Source organism: Nostoc sp., from assembly GCF_036919575.1.
Lineage (GTDB): Bacteria > Cyanobacteriota > Cyanobacteriia > Cyanobacteriales > Nostocaceae > Nostoc.
Genome location: NZ_JBALBY010000028.1, coordinates 1 through 20,306 on the forward strand (window position 1 = coordinate 1; position 20,306 = coordinate 20,306).

General features: G+C 41.2%; 27 protein-coding genes. 17 read left to right on the forward strand and 10 right to left on the reverse strand.

Features of this window, described 5'->3' with window-relative positions; all coding sequences use genetic code 11:
- Nucleotides 1–395: 395 nt before the first annotated feature.
- The 5 genes from V7K27_RS08985 to V7K27_RS09005 form a co-directional block, all read right to left on the reverse strand.
- Entirely contained in the window at nt 396–1,175 is a 780-nt protein-coding gene (locus V7K27_RS08985) for a hypothetical protein (RefSeq protein ID WP_334946334.1), read from the reverse strand.
- Between the two features lie 163 nt (nt 1,176–1,338).
- On the reverse strand, nt 1,339–1,482 hold the full coding sequence (locus V7K27_RS08990) for a hypothetical protein (RefSeq protein WP_334946336.1): 144 nt from the start codon (nt 1,480–1,482) through the stop codon (nt 1,339–1,341).
- 3 nt (nt 1,483–1,485) lie between these two features.
- Nucleotides 1,486–2,322, reverse strand: coding sequence for a CheR family methyltransferase (locus tag V7K27_RS08995; protein WP_334946338.1), 837 nt, complete (start codon nt 2,320–2,322; stop codon nt 1,486–1,488).
- Nucleotides 2,323–2,698: 376 nt separating this feature from the next.
- Nucleotides 2,699–3,235 (reverse strand): hypothetical protein, encoded by a 537-nt coding sequence (locus V7K27_RS09000; RefSeq protein WP_334946340.1) that lies wholly within the window; start codon nt 3,233–3,235, stop codon nt 2,699–2,701.
- 176 nt (nt 3,236–3,411) lie between these two features.
- A complete protein-coding gene (locus tag V7K27_RS09005) occupies nt 3,412–3,978 on the reverse strand; it encodes an HD domain-containing protein (protein WP_334946342.1) in 567 nt (188 codons plus the stop codon).
- A gap of 145 nt (nt 3,979–4,123) precedes the next feature.
- Between V7K27_RS09005 and V7K27_RS09010 the strand changes: the two genes are divergently transcribed.
- The 4 genes from V7K27_RS09010 (at nt 4,124) to V7K27_RS09025 (ending at nt 6,540) form a co-directional block, all read left to right on the forward strand.
- Nucleotides 4,124–4,699 carry a Uma2 family endonuclease gene (locus V7K27_RS09010; protein WP_334946344.1) on the forward strand — a complete coding sequence of 192 codons (576 nt, stop codon included), beginning with the start codon at nt 4,124–4,126 and terminating at the stop codon, nt 4,697–4,699.
- A 484-nt stretch (nt 4,700–5,183) separates the two neighbouring features.
- The gene (locus V7K27_RS09015; protein WP_334946346.1) at nt 5,184–5,735 is read left to right on the forward strand and encodes a DUF2231 domain-containing protein; all 552 of its coding nucleotides are present in this window, start codon (nt 5,184–5,186) and stop codon (nt 5,733–5,735) included.
- Between the two features lie 183 nt (nt 5,736–5,918).
- Nucleotides 5,919–6,335, forward strand: a complete 417-nt coding sequence (locus tag V7K27_RS09020) for a ribosomal maturation YjgA family protein (RefSeq protein WP_334946348.1) — start codon at nt 5,919–5,921, stop codon at nt 6,333–6,335.
- On the forward strand, nt 6,313–6,540 hold the full coding sequence (locus V7K27_RS09025) for a DUF167 domain-containing protein (protein WP_334946350.1): 228 nt from the start codon (nt 6,313–6,315) through the stop codon (nt 6,538–6,540). The genes V7K27_RS09020 and V7K27_RS09025 overlap by 23 nt, the downstream gene beginning before the upstream one ends.
- Before the next feature lie 186 nt (nt 6,541–6,726).
- Here the strand turns inward: V7K27_RS09025 and V7K27_RS09030 are convergent, their stop codons facing one another.
- On the reverse strand, nt 6,727–7,338 hold the full coding sequence (locus tag V7K27_RS09030; protein WP_334946352.1) for a glutathione S-transferase family protein: 612 nt from the start codon (nt 7,336–7,338) through the stop codon (nt 6,727–6,729).
- Nucleotides 7,339–7,756: 418 nt separating this feature from the next.
- Between V7K27_RS09030 and V7K27_RS09035 the strand changes: the two genes are divergently transcribed.
- Nucleotides 7,757–8,500, forward strand: coding sequence for an SOS response-associated peptidase (locus tag V7K27_RS09035; protein ID WP_334946354.1), 744 nt, complete (start codon nt 7,757–7,759; stop codon nt 8,498–8,500).
- Here the strand turns inward: V7K27_RS09035 and V7K27_RS09040 are convergent.
- Nucleotides 8,497–8,643: a hypothetical protein gene (locus V7K27_RS09040; RefSeq protein ID WP_334946356.1), complete on the reverse strand. Its 147-nt coding sequence runs from the start codon at nt 8,641–8,643 to the stop codon at nt 8,497–8,499. The genes V7K27_RS09035 and V7K27_RS09040 overlap by 4 nt on opposite strands.
- 22 nt (nt 8,644–8,665) lie before the next feature.
- Here V7K27_RS09040 and V7K27_RS09045 point away from each other — a divergent pair, with 22 nt between their 5' ends.
- From V7K27_RS09045 to V7K27_RS09060, 4 genes are all read left to right on the forward strand, one after another.
- Nucleotides 8,666–9,187 (forward strand): photosystem I assembly protein Ycf3, encoded by a 522-nt coding sequence (locus V7K27_RS09045; protein WP_334946358.1) that lies wholly within the window; start codon nt 8,666–8,668, stop codon nt 9,185–9,187.
- 94 nt (nt 9,188–9,281) lie between these two features.
- Complete coding sequence (gene gatC / locus V7K27_RS09050) at nt 9,282–9,572, forward strand: Asp-tRNA(Asn)/Glu-tRNA(Gln) amidotransferase subunit GatC (protein WP_334946360.1); 291 nt, start codon at nt 9,282–9,284, stop codon at nt 9,570–9,572.
- Between the two features lie 619 nt (nt 9,573–10,191).
- Nucleotides 10,192–10,335 (forward strand): hypothetical protein, encoded by a 144-nt coding sequence (locus V7K27_RS09055; RefSeq protein WP_334946362.1) that lies wholly within the window; start codon nt 10,192–10,194, stop codon nt 10,333–10,335.
- A 592-nt stretch (nt 10,336–10,927) separates the two neighbouring features.
- Complete coding sequence (locus V7K27_RS09060; protein WP_334824965.1) at nt 10,928–11,440, forward strand: hypothetical protein; 513 nt, start codon at nt 10,928–10,930, stop codon at nt 11,438–11,440.
- Between the two features lie 182 nt (nt 11,441–11,622).
- Here the strand turns inward: V7K27_RS09060 and V7K27_RS09065 are convergent, their stop codons facing one another.
- Together V7K27_RS09065 and V7K27_RS09070 are read right to left on the reverse strand one after the other, a co-directional pair.
- Nucleotides 11,623–12,228 carry a thioredoxin family protein gene (locus V7K27_RS09065; protein WP_334946363.1) on the reverse strand — a complete coding sequence of 202 codons (606 nt, stop codon included), beginning with the start codon at nt 12,226–12,228 and terminating at the stop codon, nt 11,623–11,625.
- Nucleotides 12,229–12,371: 143 nt separating this feature from the next.
- A complete protein-coding gene (locus V7K27_RS09070) occupies nt 12,372–12,587 on the reverse strand; it encodes a chlorophyll a/b-binding protein (protein ID WP_334946365.1) in 216 nt (71 codons plus the stop codon).
- A 181-nt stretch (nt 12,588–12,768) separates the two neighbouring features.
- On the opposite strand from V7K27_RS09070, the gene V7K27_RS09075 reads away from it, so the two are divergent.
- From V7K27_RS09075 to V7K27_RS09090, 4 genes are all read left to right on the forward strand, one after another.
- A complete protein-coding gene (locus V7K27_RS09075; RefSeq protein WP_334946367.1) occupies nt 12,769–14,262 on the forward strand; it encodes a thymidylate synthase in 1,494 nt (497 codons plus the stop codon).
- A 247-nt stretch (nt 14,263–14,509) separates the two neighbouring features.
- Nucleotides 14,510–15,358 (forward strand): hypothetical protein, encoded by an 849-nt coding sequence (locus V7K27_RS09080; RefSeq protein WP_334946369.1) that lies wholly within the window; start codon nt 14,510–14,512, stop codon nt 15,356–15,358.
- A gap of 123 nt (nt 15,359–15,481) precedes the next feature.
- A complete protein-coding gene (locus V7K27_RS09085; protein ID WP_334946371.1) occupies nt 15,482–15,940 on the forward strand; it encodes a nucleoside 2-deoxyribosyltransferase in 459 nt (152 codons plus the stop codon).
- Nucleotides 15,941–15,964: 24 nt separating this feature from the next.
- Nucleotides 15,965–16,537, forward strand: coding sequence for a deoxycytidylate deaminase (locus V7K27_RS09090; protein ID WP_334946373.1), 573 nt, complete (start codon nt 15,965–15,967; stop codon nt 16,535–16,537).
- 53 nt (nt 16,538–16,590) lie between these two features.
- Here the strand turns inward: V7K27_RS09090 and V7K27_RS09095 are convergent, their stop codons facing one another.
- Complete coding sequence (locus V7K27_RS09095) at nt 16,591–17,127, reverse strand: P-loop NTPase family protein (RefSeq protein WP_334946375.1); 537 nt, start codon at nt 17,125–17,127, stop codon at nt 16,591–16,593.
- Between the two features lie 332 nt (nt 17,128–17,459).
- Between V7K27_RS09095 and V7K27_RS09100 the strand changes: the two genes are divergently transcribed.
- The 4 genes from V7K27_RS09100 (at nt 17,460) to V7K27_RS09115 (ending at nt 20,151) form a co-directional block, all read left to right on the forward strand.
- A complete protein-coding gene (locus V7K27_RS09100) occupies nt 17,460–18,083 on the forward strand; it encodes an adenylate kinase family protein (protein WP_334946377.1) in 624 nt (207 codons plus the stop codon).
- Between the two features lie 171 nt (nt 18,084–18,254).
- Entirely contained in the window at nt 18,255–18,998 is a 744-nt protein-coding gene (rph, locus tag V7K27_RS09105) for a ribonuclease PH (protein WP_334946379.1), read from the forward strand.
- A gap of 263 nt (nt 18,999–19,261) precedes the next feature.
- Nucleotides 19,262–19,984, forward strand: a complete 723-nt coding sequence (gene pgl, locus V7K27_RS09110) for a 6-phosphogluconolactonase (RefSeq protein WP_334946381.1) — start codon at nt 19,262–19,264, stop codon at nt 19,982–19,984.
- Nucleotides 19,985–19,986: 2 nt separating this feature from the next.
- Complete coding sequence (locus V7K27_RS09115; protein WP_334946383.1) at nt 19,987–20,151, forward strand: hypothetical protein; 165 nt, start codon at nt 19,987–19,989, stop codon at nt 20,149–20,151.
- Nucleotides 20,152–20,306 lie beyond the last annotated feature (155 nt).

Consider the following 20,306-nt stretch of genomic DNA (forward strand, 5'->3'; position numbering starts at 1 on the left):
AAACAGGAATCTAGTTCCCTCTCCTTATAAAGGGGGGAAACAGGAATCTAGTTCCCTCTCCTTATAAAGGGGGGAAACAGGAATCTAGTTCCCTCTCCTTATAAAGGGGGGAAACAGGAATCTAGTTCCCTCCCCTTTATAAGGGGAGGGTTAGGGTGGGGTAAAACTGACGCGAAAAACTAGGTGAGTAAACTATTTTCAGACTTGTGTGTACACTGTAGCTCTTCGGGAGGGGAGACAAAGCGTAGCTTTGGCGGGGTGGGGTTCTTTCTTATTTTTGATTTATGCAAGAGGTCTATTAAAAACGCTACGCTTTTTTTTACGCAAAGCTGTACTAAGGGGGGTCGATTTAGGGTATATTTGCTTTCACTGAGATGCTCCCGTCTACTTCTTTGTCAAACTAAATAACTTGTGTTGGGCACGATCGCAAAGAAGGCATACTCATACCAAGCAGTCCATAAGAAACTGCGAATCCATCGCTGACGCTTTTCGGGACTCAATTCATATTCAAACGCCCCACGAGATACATCAATGGAAGATAGATGAGAGTTGCAACCACAGCCGTGTTGATAAGTAAAACCGTATTTGGAAGCAATACTTTGCACCTTCATCTGGATAGCAAACACCTTACCTGCATGGAGTATGGCATCCCAAGCGCGTTTGTGTTCGATATCGCGCTGATCAAATCGTAAGGCGCGTTCTTCAAAAACATGATCGCGGTAAATTGGTGCTAGATGCACATGATAGAAGCTGGCAGGTAGTTCATAACCAAACTCGTTAAACAAATCTATACCAATGCGAGCTACTTTTACTTCATCAGCGAACTCTGTCCCTTTTGACTCCACATCACGGAGAATTTCTGCAAAGTTCGGATAGCTGTGTTTGAGAAAGTCTTGCCCAAAAAACTCTAGGGTTTCCCATGCCAATTGGGTAAATAGCTGCGAAAATGAGGGTATCAAGTGAGCTAGTTGGGGGCGATCGCTAAACAAGTCAACATCACCATGCTCTAATTTGTATAGGAACAACTGTGCCATCTCAACATAGCTTTGGGGATGGTCAAGTCCAACACTCGTGGTTTCTCTAGCAATGTCTTGCCATGTAGAAGGTAGTTGAGAAACATGAACTGCATTTTCTCCAGCAATGACTGCAACCGGAGGACATTCGAGAAGTTGCATCGACAATCTCCTTTAAGACTTTAATGGTAATTTACCTTAAGCGATCGCCAAGTATATCTTCTGAACACAATTAAAAATGTATGACAGACTGTCTTTTGACAGCGATGCCTACAACGGGCTACGTCTACGCAATTTTATTGATAATTTTTGGGGCATTAGGCACTTATACTGACTTGTACTGAGCGGCGCGTTGCCCTGAGCTTTGTCGTTCGCGTAGCGTCTCGTAGAGAAGGGTCGAAGTAGCGTTGTCGTTGGCGCAGCCTCTCCAAGAGTTGTATTGGGCATTAGTGATGTGACGATAATTCATAATTCAAGCACCTGCAATTTTCTTATATATTTTCTCACCTTTGATTATCTCTTCATAGTACTGCTCATAAGGGGTAAACCTGATAGATTCTTGTCGTCCTAAACCCAAGATACCAAAAGTACAAAGGCTATTATAAAACAGTTCATGTACTCGCTTTTGAAGTACCTGATTGAAATAGATGAGGACATTACGACAAAGGATGACATTAAACTCATTAAAAGAACTGTCAGTTGCTAAATTATGCTGTGCGAAAACAACATTTTCTCTTAAAGATGCTCGAAAAATCGCGTTATCATAAGCTGCTGTATAATATTCTGAGAATGACTTTTTGCCACCTGCTTTCAGATAAAGCTGAGTATATTCCTGCATTAATTTCAGGGAGAAAATACCACTTTTGGCATTTTGTAATACCCTTTCGTTTGTGTCAGTGGCATATATACGGCAACGGTGGTAAAGTCCTTCTTCTTGCAGTAAAATTGCCAATGAGTAAACTTCTTCACCAGTTGAACATCCAGCGTGCCAGATGCGAATAAATGGATAGGTTTGTAAGAAGGGGATAACTTGACTTCTGAAGGTGTTATAAAAGCTGGGATCACGAAACATTGATGTTACATTCACCGTCAGAGCAAGCAAAAACCGTTCCAAATAAGCACGATTGTGGAGTAACCGCTCTTGCAATGCAGAAACATTTGCTAACCCCTCTAAGTTCATGAAGCTCTGAATGCGGCGCTTGAGTGAGGAAAGAGCATAATCACGAAAGTCATAACCGTAGTACTGATACAGTCCTTCTAAAAGCAGATGTATTTCGATGTCCTCCAAGGTCGGTTTAGGCAAAGGCATAATAATTCGTAATTCGTAATTCGTAATTCGTAATTAATAATTATTACCCCAGGCATGAATGGGCTTTTTTAAATAATGATGCTGGACTTGGGGTAATTTCCATAAATCAATTTAGTTGCTCTTTAACATCAATTAGGGATTAGAAATTAATAATTTTGCTCATACAAGAATCCCGGATAGGTCATTACCGAAAAATTATGACAACAACCCGCGTACTCCTACGGTTAAGCAAGCTAGGCGCAGCAAATGCACCAGAAGAAAGAAATAGAGAAACTGTTTACAAACAATTTAGGATTGCTATAAAACTCAAGTAGATTTTACGCCTAAAATAGCTTGGTGAATCAATGAAATTTGATCGCGGTGCTACTTAGGGGTTTCAGTTTAACCAAGTGATTGTTACTACTAAAATAGCGATCGCTGTTATTGAAATCCCACCTAGCCATCTGACCTGGGAGCGGAGATTTTTAATCTCTTGGCTCAGACTTTCTCTCTGTGGTATGGAATATGGTTCCAGTTCTACAACTTCGATAGCTACTTGTTGGGGTGTATTTTGGGGTTTTGCAAAAGAAACCTGCGTCTGTAGCCAATTCGTAATCAGTTGGGGACAGTTCTTTTTAAACCAATTTAAAGCTAAGGTTTTAAAAACTGGTTTGGACATTCGAGCAATTAATTTCATCAACCTGTTTAGAGGCTTCAAGCGAAGCTTTTGATTGATCAGATTGACTGAACCAACATCATAGAGACAATCCAGAATTAGTTTCACAGTGGCTTCTTCACTGTTAATCAAATTTTGCAGTAAAAGCAGAACATCATGCATCCGCTCTGCTTCCATATACTTTTCTGCCAAGTTTTCTGGAGGACTTACTGAAGGACTTACGGTTGTATTTAGAGTGTTTTGTCTTACTATCGTCATATTGGTAACATAGCAGCCATAATAATGTAAGTACACCTATCTACCGAGGGAAAGATTTTTTATCTAGAGAGAGAAGCGTAATTTGTTTGTGAGATACATGACTATATAGTGTATGTAAAAAGGCTATTTGTCTAGTTTCCATGAATCTTTTATTTACTTCTGGATAAATAAAATTTTTATTGAGATGCTAATACCTCAATTTCTGCAACAACCCGTTCTAATTCCTCAATAATTACAGTAGTTCCAGTCTTCCTGAAGGCATCCACAAGCGCCCGATAATACCAAAGAGTACCTTCTTTACGCCCCTGAAAACGTTCCCAAACTGATTCGCCCAAAACGCGATAATCTTTGAGAATAGATTGGGCGTTGTAAAGTTTATCCGCTAATGACACGAGCAGTATTGATGGGGAAGCGGTAGGAATATGAGCAATATATGCCTCCTTGCGCTGTCGCCAAGGCGGTTTGGGAGTTGTATCAGCATCAGTACAACCATCTACAATTGCTGTTACATTGTCACCAAAGCGGCGGCGAATTTCTGACCGTGTTGCCGCGCCACCTTGGTCTTCGATCGCATCATGTAAGAGGGCTGCGATCGCTTCATCTTCATTTGCCCCATATTCTAAAGCAATACTGGCGACACCTAATAAATGGGCAACGTAGGGAACACCTGAACCTTTACGAACTTGGTTGGCGTGCAGTTGGGTAGCGTAGGTGAGGGCTGCGGTAAAACGTTCTGAGAGCATTGTATAAAATGAGTCAATATAACTCTACCGAAAAAAGGGTTTGTGTCAATTTTATAACAAACCGCTCCAGGCGCAGAGGTTGCAAAGGATGAGAGCGGTAGAGAGCTAAAATTGAAATATCTATCAAGCTTGCTATGGTATCATCATGAACAGCGAAAAAATAACGATGCAGTCTTTATATACTGTCACTGATGAAGAATTAATGCTGATGAGTTCGCAAAACTCAGAACTGCGGTTTGAACGCAATGCTAATGGTACTTTAGAAACTATGCCCCCGACTGGTGGAATTTCTGGTAATCGAGAAATAAAAGCAGGAGCCTATCTGTTTAATTGGGTAGAAAGTCAGAATCTAGGTGAAGTTTTTGGGCCGAGTACTGGTTTTAGATTAGCAAATACTGCTGTCAGATCACCTGATGCTGCTTTTGTGGCTAAAGGACGTTTACCAGAAGGTTGGGATCAGCAAGAGGACAAATTTATCAACTTAGCACCCGACTTTGTAATTGAAATTCGTTCTAAAAATGATAGCTTGGCAAAACTCAAAGCCAAGATGGAAGAATATATTATTAATGGTGTTCAATTAGGATGGTTAATTGATAGTAAAAATCAGCAAGCTTTAGTTTATCGCCGGGATGGTTCAATTACTCAATATCCGGCTACGGCAATATTAAGCGGTGAAGATGTTGTGCCAGGGTTTATGTTGCCTTTGAAAAAAATATTGTAAAAGCGATGCCTACCCCTCTCATTATACTTTTAGATAGACAATATTTAAATCTATATTCCATCGCCAGATAGATAAATTTGTGATGGTATTTTATTATATTTACTCAAGGATATGCTATTTACAGCAGGACAGGAGGAGTTAAATTAATTAATAATGCCAGACAATCCTGGATTAAGAGGTTGTTTGAAAAGTGTTTCGCTGTGACTTTAGGCACTTTTAGATCCCCCCTAACCCCCCTTAAAAAGGGGGGAACCAGAATGAAAGTCACCCAATTTATCAGGGGATTTAGGGGGATCTAAAACTATTTGATACCGACAATAGGACTTTTCAAACAACCTCTAAGAGATCAGGTGCTGAATAAAGCGACAGAAAAACTAAATATATAAGTATAAATGTAGAAGTAGGTAAACCCTTATATTGAACAAATTCCTTCTGATTAAAAATAGGACGCTAATAAATTCAGGTAAATTCAGGATACTAAATAATGGAAACTACAGAAACAACGCAAACAAGTTCAACACCTTTTCCAAATATTCCCCCAGTTATTGAAAGCAACGATAGTGAGTATCTTGATAGCGGTGTACCCAGTACAGTTGCGATCGCAGGACATCCCCTACATCCCCTGAGTGTAATCTTTCCCATAGCCTTTTTAGCCGCCGCCTTGGGAAGCGACATTGGCTACTGGTTAACTGGTGATTTCTTTTGGGCTAGGGCTTCCCTATGGTTAATCGGACTCGGATTAGCTGGAGGCGTTCTTGCAGCAGCGATCGGCCTCAGCGACTTTTTGAAAATTGAACGAGTTCGCAAGCGCACCGCCGGTTGGGTGCATTTGATAATTAACGTTTCTCTACTAGTTTTATCACTCGTCAACTTTCTCCTACGTTTGGGCGACGCTGAATCCCGAATAGTACCTTGGGGACTTTTACTATCGCTGATTGTGGGTACACTGGTTAGCATTTCCGGCTGGTTCGGTGCTGAACTTTCCTATCGCCACAAAATCGGTGTAGTGGGTGCTGGTAGCAGAAGATATCCATAACCAAATAATTCGTAATTCGTAATTTAAAATACCTCGTTCCCAGTCTCTGACTGGGAATGCCCATTCAGAGGCTCCGCCTCCTCTACAAGCAACACAGCCGATATGGCCTTAGAACCTAAAAACAAGATTTTCAAATAGCGGTGCAGAGGCTAAAATTTTGCTTAGTCTCTAAGCTTTCAGAAAATGCGCCGAAACCGTAACCAAACAATATTTGTTATTCTTTCTCTGCTCATCGTTGTACCGATGGGCTTTTTGTTTAAGTACTACACTGGGCCTGCCCATCAGTGGTTTAATGACTACGGAGCAGCTATATTTTACGAAATATTTTGGTGTCTATTCGCATTTTGGTTTTTCAGAAGTCGGGCGGCGGTAATCCAAATTCCGATATGGGTTTTTGTCATCACTTGTATACTAGAATTCTTACAACTTTGGCATCCACCACTATTAGAGGAGATTCGCGCCACCTTGATAGGTAAATTGTTACTTGGTACCACCTTTGTTTGGTGGGATTTTCCTCATTATGTATTAGGTTCTGTTTTAGGTTGGTTGTGGCTGCGACAATTACACGGAATAGGTTATGCAAAAAAAAGTCAAGGTTAAACCTAATTCAAAACAGCAAAAGATTGAAGAACAACCTGATGGCAGTCTGACTGTGTATTTAAAATCGCCCCCAGTTGATGGTAAGGCGAATGAAGAGTTAATTAAACTACTAGCAGAGAAATTTGATCTAAGCAAATCTGATATCAGAATTAAGTCAGGTTTGTCCTCTCGGCAAAAGCTCATAGAAATTGATACAGGTATCTAAGTTGTTCCACATTCAACTTGCATAATTAGGGCGCTCATGTTGCCCACCCCACAAGAATTATGTTTAATTCCGTTATGCAAATTAGATGTTTTTCAGCTTAGTACAACAGGGCGTAAATAAACCAGCCATTTCAAATCAATGAAACGCTTACGCTGTATTCCTTTTTACTTATGAATTAGGAATTGTTTAAGCTTGTGTAATACTGATATATCTGGGTTGAGCTTTGACTTTTTCTATCCAAGCTTGGATAGCAGGAAATTGTGTTAAATCGAACCCACCTTCATCAGCTACATGAGTATAAGCGAACAAGGCGATATCAGCGATCGTGTAACGTTCTCCCACAAAAAAAGTGTGAGAACTTAAATGTTTTTCCATCAAGTTAAGTGCTGCATAACCTGGTTCACGTTTTTGCTTGATAGCTTCACTATATTCTTCAGTTTTACCTAAAATAGAAATCCAAAATCTTAATGTAGCAATAAAAGGTTCATGGCTATACTGTTCAAAACATAACCATTGCAGCACCTGCGCTCGTAAGAATCGGTCATAGGGCAAAAATTCTGTGCATTCACTCAGATACACCAATATGGCATTTGATTCTGCCAAGTATTTCCCTGGCTTAATTTCCAGAACGGGTATCTTACCATTAGGATTTTTACTTAAAAATTCTGGTGTTCGAGTCTCGCCTTTCAAGATGTTAAGCTCTACCCTCTCAAAAGGTATACCTAGTTGTGTCAATAAAAGACGTATCTTATAACCATTGCCAGAAGGTAAAAAATCGTACAAACGCAGTAGTTCCATGTTAAAATACAGTTAAGAATATGTCGATAGATAATTGAAGGTTCAAAATACAATATCTTACCAAAAGATTTTGCCAAAACCGGATAATTATTTTTATATTTGGCTTCTGAGTACTAGATAAAACAGGAGTCAGAATTCAGAATTCACCAATTGTGAATACTCTACCCATAAAGGGATAGAGTTTTAAGGCGAGAATATTTTAATTTTTTTCGCTTGACTTCGGGCGAGGTTTTAACCAATATTCATTACCCACTCGTACAGAATTCATACGCTCATTCTGACCGGAGCTAACGGAAACGTCTCCGGCTCCGCTCCTGAGTTCTGAATTCTTCTGATAAAATCATTCCAGAAAATCAAAAAAGTATTATTTATTTCTAGCTTGAGATGTTTAACTTAGTCAGTGGTTGAGAATAAAAGTATGTGTGGAAGATTTACTCTAAACCAGTCGGCAGCAAATTTAGCTGAACTTTTCCATGTTGAGCCAGTTCCAGATTTGGCAGCAGAATATAACATTGCACCTACGCAAATGGTGGCAACAGTGTTACAAAATCCCGAAAGCGAAAAGCGTGAATTTAAGCAGTTGCGTTGGGGCTTAATTCCGTCATGGGCGAAAGATGCAGGAATAGGGGCAAAGCTGATTAACGCTAGGGCAGAAACTGTTGCCGAAAAACCCGCTTTTCGTTCGGCTTTTAAGCACAGACGCTGTTTAGTGATAGCTGATGGCTTTTATGAGTGGCAACGACAACAAGGTAAGAAGCAGCCGTTTTATTTTCACCTTCAAGACGGGCAACCCTTCGGCTTTGCAGGTTTGTGGGAGAAATGGCGATGCCTACGGCAACCCGTTCGCGTAGCGTCTCCGACAGGAGAAGCGGGAACGCCTGCTAACGAAGAAATAATCTCTTGTACAATTTTGACAACGGCAGCTAACGAATTACTCCAACCTATCCACGAGCGGATGCCAGTGATTCTAGAGCCACAAGATTACGATTTATGGCTAGATTCCCAAGTGCAAACGCCCCAAACCCTACAGCAGCTATTGCGTCCCTATCCAGCCCCAGCAATGACTGCCTATCCAGTTAGCACCTTGGTAAACAACTCTCGTCATAATAGTCCGCAATGCATCATACCCGTCAGTGAAAAAATGCACCCCCAAATCAGTTAAATTGAGATTGGGGAGTAGGGAGTGGGGAGTGGGGAGTGGGGGAGATGAGGGAGATGAGGGAGATAAGGGAGATAGGGTGTAACCAATGCCCAATGCCCCATGCCTAATGCCCAATGCCCCATGCCTAATGCCCAATGCCCCAATACCCAATACCCAGAAACAAATATGCCAAGAACGCAAAAAAACGATAATTTTATTGATAAATCCTTTACAGTCATGGCGGATATCATCTTGAAGATCTTGCCAACCAACAAAAAAGCTAAAGAAGCGTTTGTTTATTATCGAGATGGCATGTCAGCCCAAGCAGAAGGGGAATATGCTGAAGCATTGGAATATTATGAAGAAGCTCTAACACTAGAGGAAGATACCAACGATCGCGGCTATATTCTCTACAATATGGGGCTAATCTATGCCAGCAATGGCGACCACCAAAAGGCTTTAGAACTGTATCACCAGGCAATTGAGTTAAACCCACGTATGCCCCAAGCCTTGAACAACATCGCCGTGATTTATCACTACCAAGGCGAAAAGGAGAAAGAAGTTGGAGATAACGAGGCTGGCGAAGCACTGTTTGACCAAGCCGCAGACTATTGGATTCGAGCGATTCGCATGGCTCCCAATAACTACATCGAAGCTCAAAACTGGCTAAAAACCACCGGGCGATCGCAAATTGACGTATTCTTCTAAAAGTGAAGAGTTAGGAATTATGAATCATTAACTCCTAACTCCTCACTCCTGTACGCGATTAATCGCGTCTCTCCTCACTCCTAACTAAAAAAATATGATTGACCAAGAACAAGTTCACAAAGTAGCTAATCTTGCTCGTTTAGAATTGACTCCACAAGAAGAAGAACAATTCACTACTCAGTTGGGAAGTATTCTGGATTATATTCAACAGTTAGATGAACTTGATGTCAGTAATGTAGCCCCAACAACACGGGCAATTGATGTCAGCAATATCACACGAAAGGATGAATTGCAACCCTATCCTGACCGGGAAAGTATTCTCAACAGTGCGCCGGAACAGGAAGGCGAATTTTTCAAAGTACCAAAAATCCTTAATGCTGAATAGTCGAAAGCTATTGACTTCAATAATCGTATCAGGCTAAATCTCACCAGCAGCTTTAATGGCACAGACTTGTTAAATAATTCGTAATTCGTAATTCGTAATTCGTAATTCGTAATTAAGTTTTGTGACAGGGATTTAGCGATGCATTGCGGTCTTGGGGTCTCCCCAAGAGGAGCAACTTTGCAAGACAGACCCCGACCCAAAACTTGCGCGATTTTGAACCGGGGGACTTAAACCCACGGTAATCTGTTAATTGTAGAACTCCAAGCTTACAACTTCAGAAATTTGGGCATCTATAGCTTAAAAACAACTAGTTAAAATTAATACAGCGTAAGCGTTTCATTGATTTGGAATGGGTGGTTTACTTCCGCCGTGCTGTACTAGTTTTGTTCTAGTTTGAATGAAAAATCGTTGTTTCAGGCACTTGAAATTTTCTTAGCGTACAAAAAATCTTTTTTGGCACTGTGATGCTGAGTATGGTGAAGAATCCCCAGCCACCTGGATGTGAACCTGTAAAGATAGCCAAAAAGCAGGGTGTTTCATACAAGCAGAGAAAAACCAAAACTGGGTTTCAAAGCTTCTCCTCCACCGGGGGAGAGGAATGGAAGCGGGGTAAAAATCCATGCTACAAGACAAGAAATCAAAACTTATCAAAAAATTGGGTTTAAAACCCCGTGCTAGAAGCACGGCTTTAAGTTTTGTGGCGGGGTCTGTCTTGAGAAATCGCTCCACTTGGGGCTTTGCCCAAGACCGCGTTTCTCGCTAAATCCCCGTGACAAAACTGTACTTCCGACTTCCGACTTCCGACTTCCGACTTCATTAAGTATTTTTCTTTTTTCGTATGAAACCACCCTGCTGTAAAGAGAGCCAAAATGGGGCGGCTGAATAATTAACTTGTGAGAAAGGTCTTCGTGAGTTTCTACGGTTATAACAGAAGCCGACATTAGGATACACTGGCTTTTGAATACACCGGAAGTTCAGCAGTAATAAACAAAGTTGCTGCTAGTGACTTCCTGCCTAGTATCCTATCCCTTTTTGCTATATGAAACTTACTCCAATCTACAAGAAGTCTCCCTCAAGAAGGTTTCTTAGCATCTATAACGACTCGCACTGTTTTGAGGTATAGCCTTAGAATATTTACAAGCTTTACTTACAAATTAGCTCTCTCTAGAAAAAGTATCGTTTTTACTGACTAGGCTGACATTCTACCTGTTTATATCAGCATTTGTGTAGCTTAACAAATTAGCGGATTCATTTATATTAAGCCTGTTTTACTATTTAGTTTCTTACCCTGACCTATTAGACAGCTAGAGTGTTGATTTGACTTTGTTCAATAGTTATTAGCCCTTATCGCTCCCATGCTGACCCATCACCGCAAGCCCGTGTGCTTATCACTTATTTCTACTGACCTACCAATCTGGTCTGTTGTCGAAACTGCCGGGACATTGTATCAAAAAGACACTGACCGGTTCCATTTGCTGTTAACTGCACCGCCCCTAATTAGCTGCGAAGTAGAGAGTGTCCTAAGTCCAGAGGACACACTTCCCCAAAGTAAGAGCAAAGCTTACGCTCCTAGCAGTCCCAGAATTTTGTGGCTGGAGATTTCCCCTTACCGAGTAATTATGACTATGCAAGGTAACGCTCAAGTGAGTTATCGTCACTTTTGGGAACAGGGCGTTTATGGCATTAGTCGCTATTGGTTGCCAACTGAATCATTGCAACCTAACAATCCTATTCGTTTACGAAATTTTACTAGTAGCCTAACTCTCAACGGACATCCTTTGCCAGAGCATTTGCGTCTGGAATATGAATTGTGGGCAGAAAAAGTCCAACTAGGATGCTACATACTTAATTTGGAAATTAAACACTGATAGTTGTGGGGAGTGGGGAGTGGGGAGTGGGGAGTGAGAATTTTAGATTTTAGATTTTGGATTAAAGAATTGAAATTTAATCCAAAAGACGCTCGCGGACTCGCTAACGCTCCGCTATCGTCAATCCAAAATCCAAAATTGAATTGCCCTGTTTGGCCAATGCCCCCAATGCCCAATGCCTTTCAACCAAAATAACTGGGTTGGTTTCCAGGTTTCCATTTAATATTGCAACCAACACTCGGCTTTTGCTCACTCGTAACAGGTTTACCCGCTAACACTGCTTCAATGGCTGCGCGTAAATCTGCGCCCGTTACAGGTTTACCATTACTGGGGCGGCTATCATCTAATTGTCCCCGATAAACAAGTTGGCGATCGCCTTTGGCCTTGGCGGAGCCATCGCTATCAAATACAAAAAAATCTGGTGTGCAAGCTGCTGTGTAAGCTTTTGCCGTTTCCTGGCTCTCGTCGTAACACAAGGTAAAATTAAACCCTAGTTCTGTGGCAAATGCTTGTAACGACTCTGGCGCATCATCTGGATAATTCTTTGCATCATTAGCACTAATGGCAACGATCGCTAAATCACTTGTAAAATAATCTTTTCCTAACTGCACTAATTCTTGTTGGACGTGCTTTACAAATGGGCAATGCCGACAAATAAACATTACCAAGAGTGCTTTTTTATCTGCAAAGGTGGAAAGTGAAGTTGCCTTCCCAGATACCACTTCCGGTAGATGAAAATCGGGTGCTTTTGTGCCTAGCGGCAACATAGTTGAAGCAGTTAAAGCCATAGTTCACCCTATATTTTTACGCTGATAACGGCTTTTGCTATCAGTATATTTTTACTCTAGCACTAAGTTTTCCCATAAATTAAGAGACGGTAAATTTACCGTCTCTTAACGTTTGTTGAGAGTTCTGTTACAGAAATTAGTTTTTACAGACTTGCCAAAACACCAACGATGCCGTGTCCTGTGAATACTTCTAATGCGATCAGAGAGACAAAACCAATCATTGCTAAACGACCGTTGAGCAGTTCTGCGTAAGGAGTGAAGCCTGTGCGATCGCCTTGCTCATCTATATAAACTTTTGGCTCGATCGCAAAGTTGTTCAGCTTGCCTTGGTCATCAATTATAGCAGTGTTTGTACGCATGGATTTTTCCCTGTCTTCTCTGTTATGTAAATAAGTGTAACAAAGTTGTTAATATTTGTAAAGCAAGCGCATTGCATTGATTTATTAGGTAGACTTTCAAAGTCTACCTTCTATGAAACTATTACCAATTTAGATTTAGTGATATAGTCAAAGATCGTTAATTTTTTACTTTTAGCCAATCATGACAGCAACGGGTAAGGCAACCCAATTCGAGTACAAAGCACTGTACAAGCCAAACCAGCTTATTTATGGTCTAGGTCAAACAGCAGTGATTACAGGGTGGACGGTGAAGCAGGCGATTGCTAAACATTTGCAACCCGAAGATTATGCTGTAATTGGGCAACTATACTCGCCCACAAGGGGGATAAACTTATTAATTCGCAATTTACTGTATAATCCCCACGTCCGCTATTTAGTTGTTCTCAATGCCACAAGGGAAGATAATAACGCCGGTGCGTGTCAGTGCTTGCTGGACTTTTTCCGCAATGGCTTTGAAGAAGGTGTGTGTGATACTGGGTTGCGTTGCTGGGTAATTCGCTCTCCTATCCCTGGATATATTGATCTTGAAGTGAAAGCTAGTGCGCTACAACACCTGCGGGAGTCAATAAAGTATGAGGAAACCAAATCCATCTCTAAAGCCGTTAGTCTAATTAAATCTTATGCCCAATTTGAAGCACTTTCTCCTTGGGGAACGCCTGTAAAATTTCTCATGTCTATCGTTGAACCAAGTGTTTTACCAGGGCCACGTTATGGGCATCGAATAGAAGGTAAAACTATAGCTGAAACTTGGGTAAAAATCATTCATCGGATTAAGACAACAGGAACAATTAGACCAACTGGCTATGATGGACAATGGCAAGAATTAATTGATTTGATAGCAATTGTTACTGATGAGCCTCCTAAATTCTACTTTCCTGAGCCTAATTATTTGCCAGTTGACCCTCCTTTTCTTGAAGAATACGTTTCGCAGATTTTAGATGATGCACCTTATAGGGAAGGGTTGAAATATACATACGGTCAACGTTTACGTTCCTGGTTTGGGTATGACCAAATTGACCAGGTAATTCAGAAGTTAATTGGAGAAATTGATGCTGCTAGTGCAGTGATGAACTTATGGGATGTAAAAGACCATGAAAAAGGTGGTAGCCCTTGTCTGAATCACATTTGGTTGAGAGTGGTTGATAATGAATTATCACTAACTGCAACTTTTAGAAGTAATGATATGTTTGCTGCCTGGCCTGCAAATGCAATGGGATTGAGGGCTTTGCAACAACGTATTAGGGATGAAATTTATAAGCGTTCTGAGTATGATTTGAAAATGGGGCCGCTCATAACTATTAGTCAGAGTGCTCATATATATGATGATACCTGGGACAATGCAGAGAGGCTGATTGCGAATCAATATGCTGCAATTTTTAACCAGCGTAGCTATTATGACCCCTCCGGCAATTTCCTAATTGAGGTTGATGGCAAAGAGATATTCGTTACCCACACAACCCCTGGTAGTGGTGAGGTGATTAAGTCTTATCGTGGGAAAAACCCCCTTAGCTTATTAAGAGAGATTTGTGCTACCTCTCCAGCAATTCAGCCTGAACATACTGGTTATTTAGGTATCGAACTACAAAAGGCTAGTAACTGTATTAAAAGTAGTCAGTCTTACATTCAGGATCAGTAAGTGAAAAAACTGTAATTCATAATAATAAATAAACAGCAATACTAGGGTGGATATCGCCGTGCTAAATGTATAAGGTAATTTGCAACACGCCAGAATATAACTTAAAATACGTGTGATCAAAGTAGTCTTTTGATCAAGACAGTCAGAGCGTCCTATGTAGCTACTGACACGATGTGCTTGACTTTATAACTATATTGGATGCCTTTGTGGAAAATTCTGGTGGTTTGTGGAATTAGGGAGTATTTAGATGTCAGTCTTGAGTGATCGGGATATTATTAGGGAACTTGGTAGAGGTATACTTTTTCATCCTCTTAAACCAGGTAGTATAAAAGCTTGTGATTTATGTCTAACTGCTAGCGAGTATGCTTATGCGATTGGGCAGCAACAACGTTTAATTATTGAAACGGAATCTAACCAAGACCAGCCGGGTAAGGAAAAGAAGTTTTTCTACATCCCACCAAGAGATACAGCCCTAGTGTGGACTGATGAATCAGTTTGGCTTAGTAATCGATTTCGAGGCCCGCTTTATTCTGTAGTTGAACTAGTATCAGAGGGTTTAGGACACATTGGAACCAGAGTCAATCCTTGTTGGTCAGCTGTTCTTTGTATACCGCTTCATAATGTTTCAGATAAAGCAATACGAATTAATGTGAGAGATGTTAAGCGACCAATTGCTTATTTAGCTATTGAAAAATTAAGTTCCAAGTCTTCAAGTAATGGCAATTCTGATAGCTCTGCAAGACTTGATCTTCTTCGTGGACGACCTAATCGCCACGAAATAGATGATTTTTTTAATCAAAAAGAACTTCGTTGGATGAAAGATGATGAAAATTTACTAAAAAAACTGATGATAGAGTCAGATGAGTATAAAAACCTTAAAAAAAGTGTTCAAGACACATTCTTAAATCTTTTAGGTTCAGATGAACAGGTTAGATGGACAGCAATCAGTGCAATTGCATCCTTATTAGCAGTAATTATTGCAGGCATTGCGTTGTTTAAGCCTTCCCCTTCATCTACCCCAAGCCCGACTAAGACTCCTACTCCTCAGATACAAGCAAACCCGAAGAAAACAGTAAATCCAACCTTAGATAAGTAAGAAAATCTATTTGGATTGGAGGAGATATTTGTATCATCACTAATGTCTTTTATGAGAAAATGAATTGTTTGGGTATTGAATATTCAAGTAAATGTAAATTCTAGTTTAAGATAGCTCTTAAAAATGTCCAATATATATATCTCTGGTGCATTAACTGATGTAATAAATCCGGTAGAATGCAAAGCACTTTATGAGAAAATTGGCTTACTTTGCGAAGAAATTGGTCTTAAAGCTTATGTTCCACACAAACAAACTGATCCCGTAAATAATCCCGATATTAGTCCTCGTGAAGTTTTCGACCAAGATAAGTATCAGGTAAGCAATTCGGACTTAGTTATTGCTTACCTTGGCTCACTATCCTTTGGTGTTGGAATGGAGTTAGCTTTCGCAGAGACAAACAACATTCCTATTATTCTTCTATACGAAACAGGTAAAAAAATATCAAGATTTCCACGGGGCATTCCCACTGTGATTGCTGAAATACAGTTTTACGATCATGAAGATGCTTTGAATCAGCTTAAAAATATTTTGGCGAAGTGGAACCCAGAGCATCCACAGTTTTCGTTGTCAGCAAGGCAGTAGAATAAAGTTTGAAATTGACAGATTATGCAAGATATTTCCCCAATCGAAGAACGCCATCAAAGACCAACATGGGATGAATACTTTTTGATGTTAGCTAAACTTGCAGCAACTCGCTCAACGTGTTTAGCTTTTCCCGTGGGTGCTGTGATTGTGAAAAACAAGCAGGTCGTAGCAACAGGTTACAATGGCTCACCATCTGGTTCAGCCCATTGTACGGCTCAGGGCTACTGTTATCCAGGATTGAGTAGCTGTGATGCTAGTAAAACTTTACCATCAAGGGCTGTACACGCAGAAGCAAATGCGATCGCACAAGCAGCAAAGCATGGGACTTCTACAGATGGTGCAAGTATTTACGTCACTCTAGAACCCTGTCTGTCTTGTTTAAAGTTAATTATCTCCGCAGGAATTAAGGAAGTGTTTTATGAAACTTCTTTCAATAGCGGCGATAAAGCCTTAGTAAGAGATTCCTTTGTCAATGAAGGTTTAGTCTTCCTCAAACAGATTCAGTTATCTCAACTAACGGCACAACAATCTGCTCAATTTCTTCTCAATCCGACATCTGTTGCTAGAACAGTAAGGTGTGTTCATGAACTTTAACACACCCTCTGATTAAAGATTATTAAATCCAAAATCTCAAATCCTGAGATTGTTTAAGGTCGATAACTCCGGCGGATTTCTGTAATTTGATCTGCTACATCCAAGAGAGATTTGGGCATTTCTGGCCCTGTGAGAATGATATCGACGTGGGGAGGGCGTTTTGTCAGAAACGCTAAAACTTCGGTTTCAGGAATTAAACCAAAGTTAATCGCTAAACTTAACTCATCTAAGATAACGAGAGAATACTTACTCTCACACACTACCTGTTGTGTATATTGCCACAGCTTTTGTAAGCTTTGGTTTTCCGTATCATCTAAATGTGGTGTATCGATACAACGAGGCAAATCACACCGAATCCAATCTAAATTTTGTCCCAGTTGTATGGGTCGATCCTGTCCTTGACGAATACCTCCTTTGAGGAACTGCACTATTAATACTGGCGTTCCTTGTCCAGCTATTCTCAGTGATTGAGCCATAACGCTTGTAAAAAAGTTGCGATTGGAGCTAGTGAAAACTTGCACTAGTCCTTCAACTGGATATGGTAAGGTAAGGGTTGAATTGATACTTTGGGTTTCTAGCTGGGCAACCATAGGGCTAAGTTCAAAAAGTTACAATAAATTAAAGGTTTCTGCTGGCGGTAATTCTGACAAATCTGCCTGTATAATCAATCTGTTTTTCACAGATGTGGTGGATTTAGCAAATTGCATTCTTAGTCAAACACTAGGTTTGTGCTGAAGTCAAGAGTTATTTTCGTTTTTTCTCTGAAAGGAGTTGTAAAAATGAAAACATAAGAGTTACAGTTGCAATTATTTAAAAAATCTGGGCATAACGTCTGAAAACCGCTAAATGTTAGATTTCCCGGTTGTTTGGGCAAAAAAGACTGAGAAAGTAGTGAATTTGACAGGATGAGGAGTGAATTGTTGTGAGATTGGTGATTCTGGGAGGTTCAGGATCGGGTAAAAGCACTCAAGCACAAAGGCTTTGCAGATACTTTGATATTCCTTTGATTTCTACAGGTGAGATTTTACGGGAAGCAATATCTGGCGATAATCTGCCATCGGAGTTTCGATGGTCCCAAACTGACCCCCGAACTTCTCTTTCGGTTTACGCTAGCCTGAGTGAACTGGGCGATCGCGCACGGTCTTACATGCAAAAAGGGGAGTTAGTTCCAGACGAAATGATCATTGAGTTGATCCGAATTCGCCTCAGACAACCAGATATTAACTGCGATTGGGTGTTAGAAGGCTATCCCCGTACTGCCTTTCAGTCTGAAGAATTAGATTTTTTCTTGGATGATTTAGAGCAAAAGCTCGATTGGGCGATTTATCTCCAAGTACCAGAAGCAGTCATGGTTAGCCGATCCTTGGGGCGATCGCTACCAGATGACCAACCCGAAATCGTCCAACGCCGTGTAGAATTATTCTACGATCGCACTATTCCAATACTTGAATATTACGACCGTCGTCGCTGCTTGTTGACCATCAACGGCGACCAGTCACCAGAGATGGTGGAGCAAAATATTTTGACTCTGCTTTCAGTTCCTTAAAGGAGAAGCAGGGGAGACAAATCAATTCAAAATTCAAAATTCAAAATTCAAAATTCAAAATTAAAGAACTTCTGCCTCCTCTTTCCCACTCCCCACTCCCTACTCCCACTCAGATCATTTGCAACACTAAGCTAACCTTAAGGCAGTATTCTAAAACTTGAGGCAACTCCAATGGCTTGGCAGCGTCCAGACGGTCGGATTCCCTACGAACTACGTCCGATTAGCTTTTACCCTAGTTTCACCCACTTTGCCCCCGGTTCTGTTCTTGCAAGATCCGGTGATACTCAAGTACTTTGTACTGTTAGTGTTACTAAGGGAGTTCCAAAGTTTCTTGAAGGAACTGGTAAAGGCTGGTTAACTGCTGAGTACCGGATGCTACCATCTGCTACCCAAAAACGGCAAGAAAGGGAATTATTGAAATTATCTGGACGGACGCAAGAAATTCAACGTTTAATTGGACGTAGCTTACGCGCAGCAGTGGATTTTGAGGCACTAGGAGAACGCACGCTGACTGTGGATGCTGATGTTTTACAAGCTGACGCTGGAACTCGGACAACAGCGATTACAGGCTCATTTGTGGCGTTGGCTCATGCGATTTCTAAATTGTTGCAGGAGGGCGTGTTGGAGCGATCGCCTTTGTGTGGACAGGTAGCAGCAGTTTCCGTAGGATTACTGGAGGGCGAGCCATTTTTGGATCTGAATTATATCGAAGATGTGGCTGCAACAGTAGATTTTAATGTGGTGATGAATCAACACCTGGGAATCATTGAAGTCCAAGGAACAGCCGAAGAAGGCAGTTTTAGCCGTACTCAGTTAAATCAACTGCTAGATGTCGCCGAAAAGGGAATTCAGGAATTGTTAATCGCCCAACGTGAAGCGATCGCTGACTGGGAAGCGCTGTTTGTGATTAATTAGTTTTATTAATTTTTAATAAGAATTAATAAATATATCCTTTGTGGCGTTAATCAACAAAGTATCAAGTAACTGGGTGTAAATAAAAATAATCATGAAAGTAGTTAGTACAACTGACTACTGACAACTTATCGTTGAAGGTGATAAGGAGCGTCTACGTTTTTCCAGCCTACCTAATCCAGGATGTTAAATGTTTCAAAAGTTAAAAAGGGAGATTGTAATAAGTTCGGTATTGTATTGCTGGAAGCCAGCAATATGATGAAGCCATGAATAAAACCGTTGAAGTTCTACCGGATCAGCCAGCGCTGGTTGCACGAGCGCTAGAATTAATTCTGTCCAAGTTAGAAACTGCTATTGAGCAGCGTGGGCAGTTTACCATCGCCTTATCTGGCGGTAGTACACCTAAACCGTTATACGAAGCGATTGCTACTCAAAAACTGCCTTGGGATAAAATTCATGTATTCTGGGGGGATGAGCGTTATGTACCAGCAGATCATCCCGATAGCAATGAACTGATGACGCGTCGGGCGTGGCTAGATCGTGTTGATATCCCAGCAGCTAACATTCACCCCGTACCAACTTTGTCAGCTAATCCAGAACTGGCTGCTGCTAAGTATGAACAACAGATCAAAGAATTTTTCAATTCTTCTGGGGTCGAGTTTCCCTCCTTAGATGTAGTATTACTAGGAATGGGTGATGATGCACATACCGCATCTTTGTTTCCCCACACAGAGGCTCTCAAAGTAGGCGATCGCCTAGTTACTGTGGGTAACAAAGACGGAAACCCCAGGATAACTTTCACATACCCCTTCATCAACTCTGCTCGTTGCGTGATTTTTCTAGTTGCTGGTGCTAATAAACGACCAGCTTTGGCGCAAGTCTTTGCACCTGTAGCCGATGACTTCACTTACCCATCCCGCTTGATTCAGCCCCAAGGAGAACTTTGGTGGCTGCTGGATGCGGCAGCAGGTTTAGAACTCCAACATTGAATTTGGGCATTGGGCATTGGGCATTGGGCATGGGGCATGGGGCATGGGGCATGGGGCATTGGGCATGGGGCATTGGTTTAGGACTTACGCAAAACCACACGCCCTCTGGGGCAATTCATGAATTGCCCCTACCAGAAAATCACTCTTTTCGGCTATTGTTTGCGTAAGTCCTGTGGTTATTCTCCTTGTCTCCCTCATCTCCCTCATCTCCCTCATCTCCCTCATCTCCCCTACTCCCTGTTCCCCGCGTAAGAGTGTCCAATTCATTGTTCCATGAGCAGTAATTGCTAGAATCTAAAGTTAGGGCCGCCCTCTGCTTGCC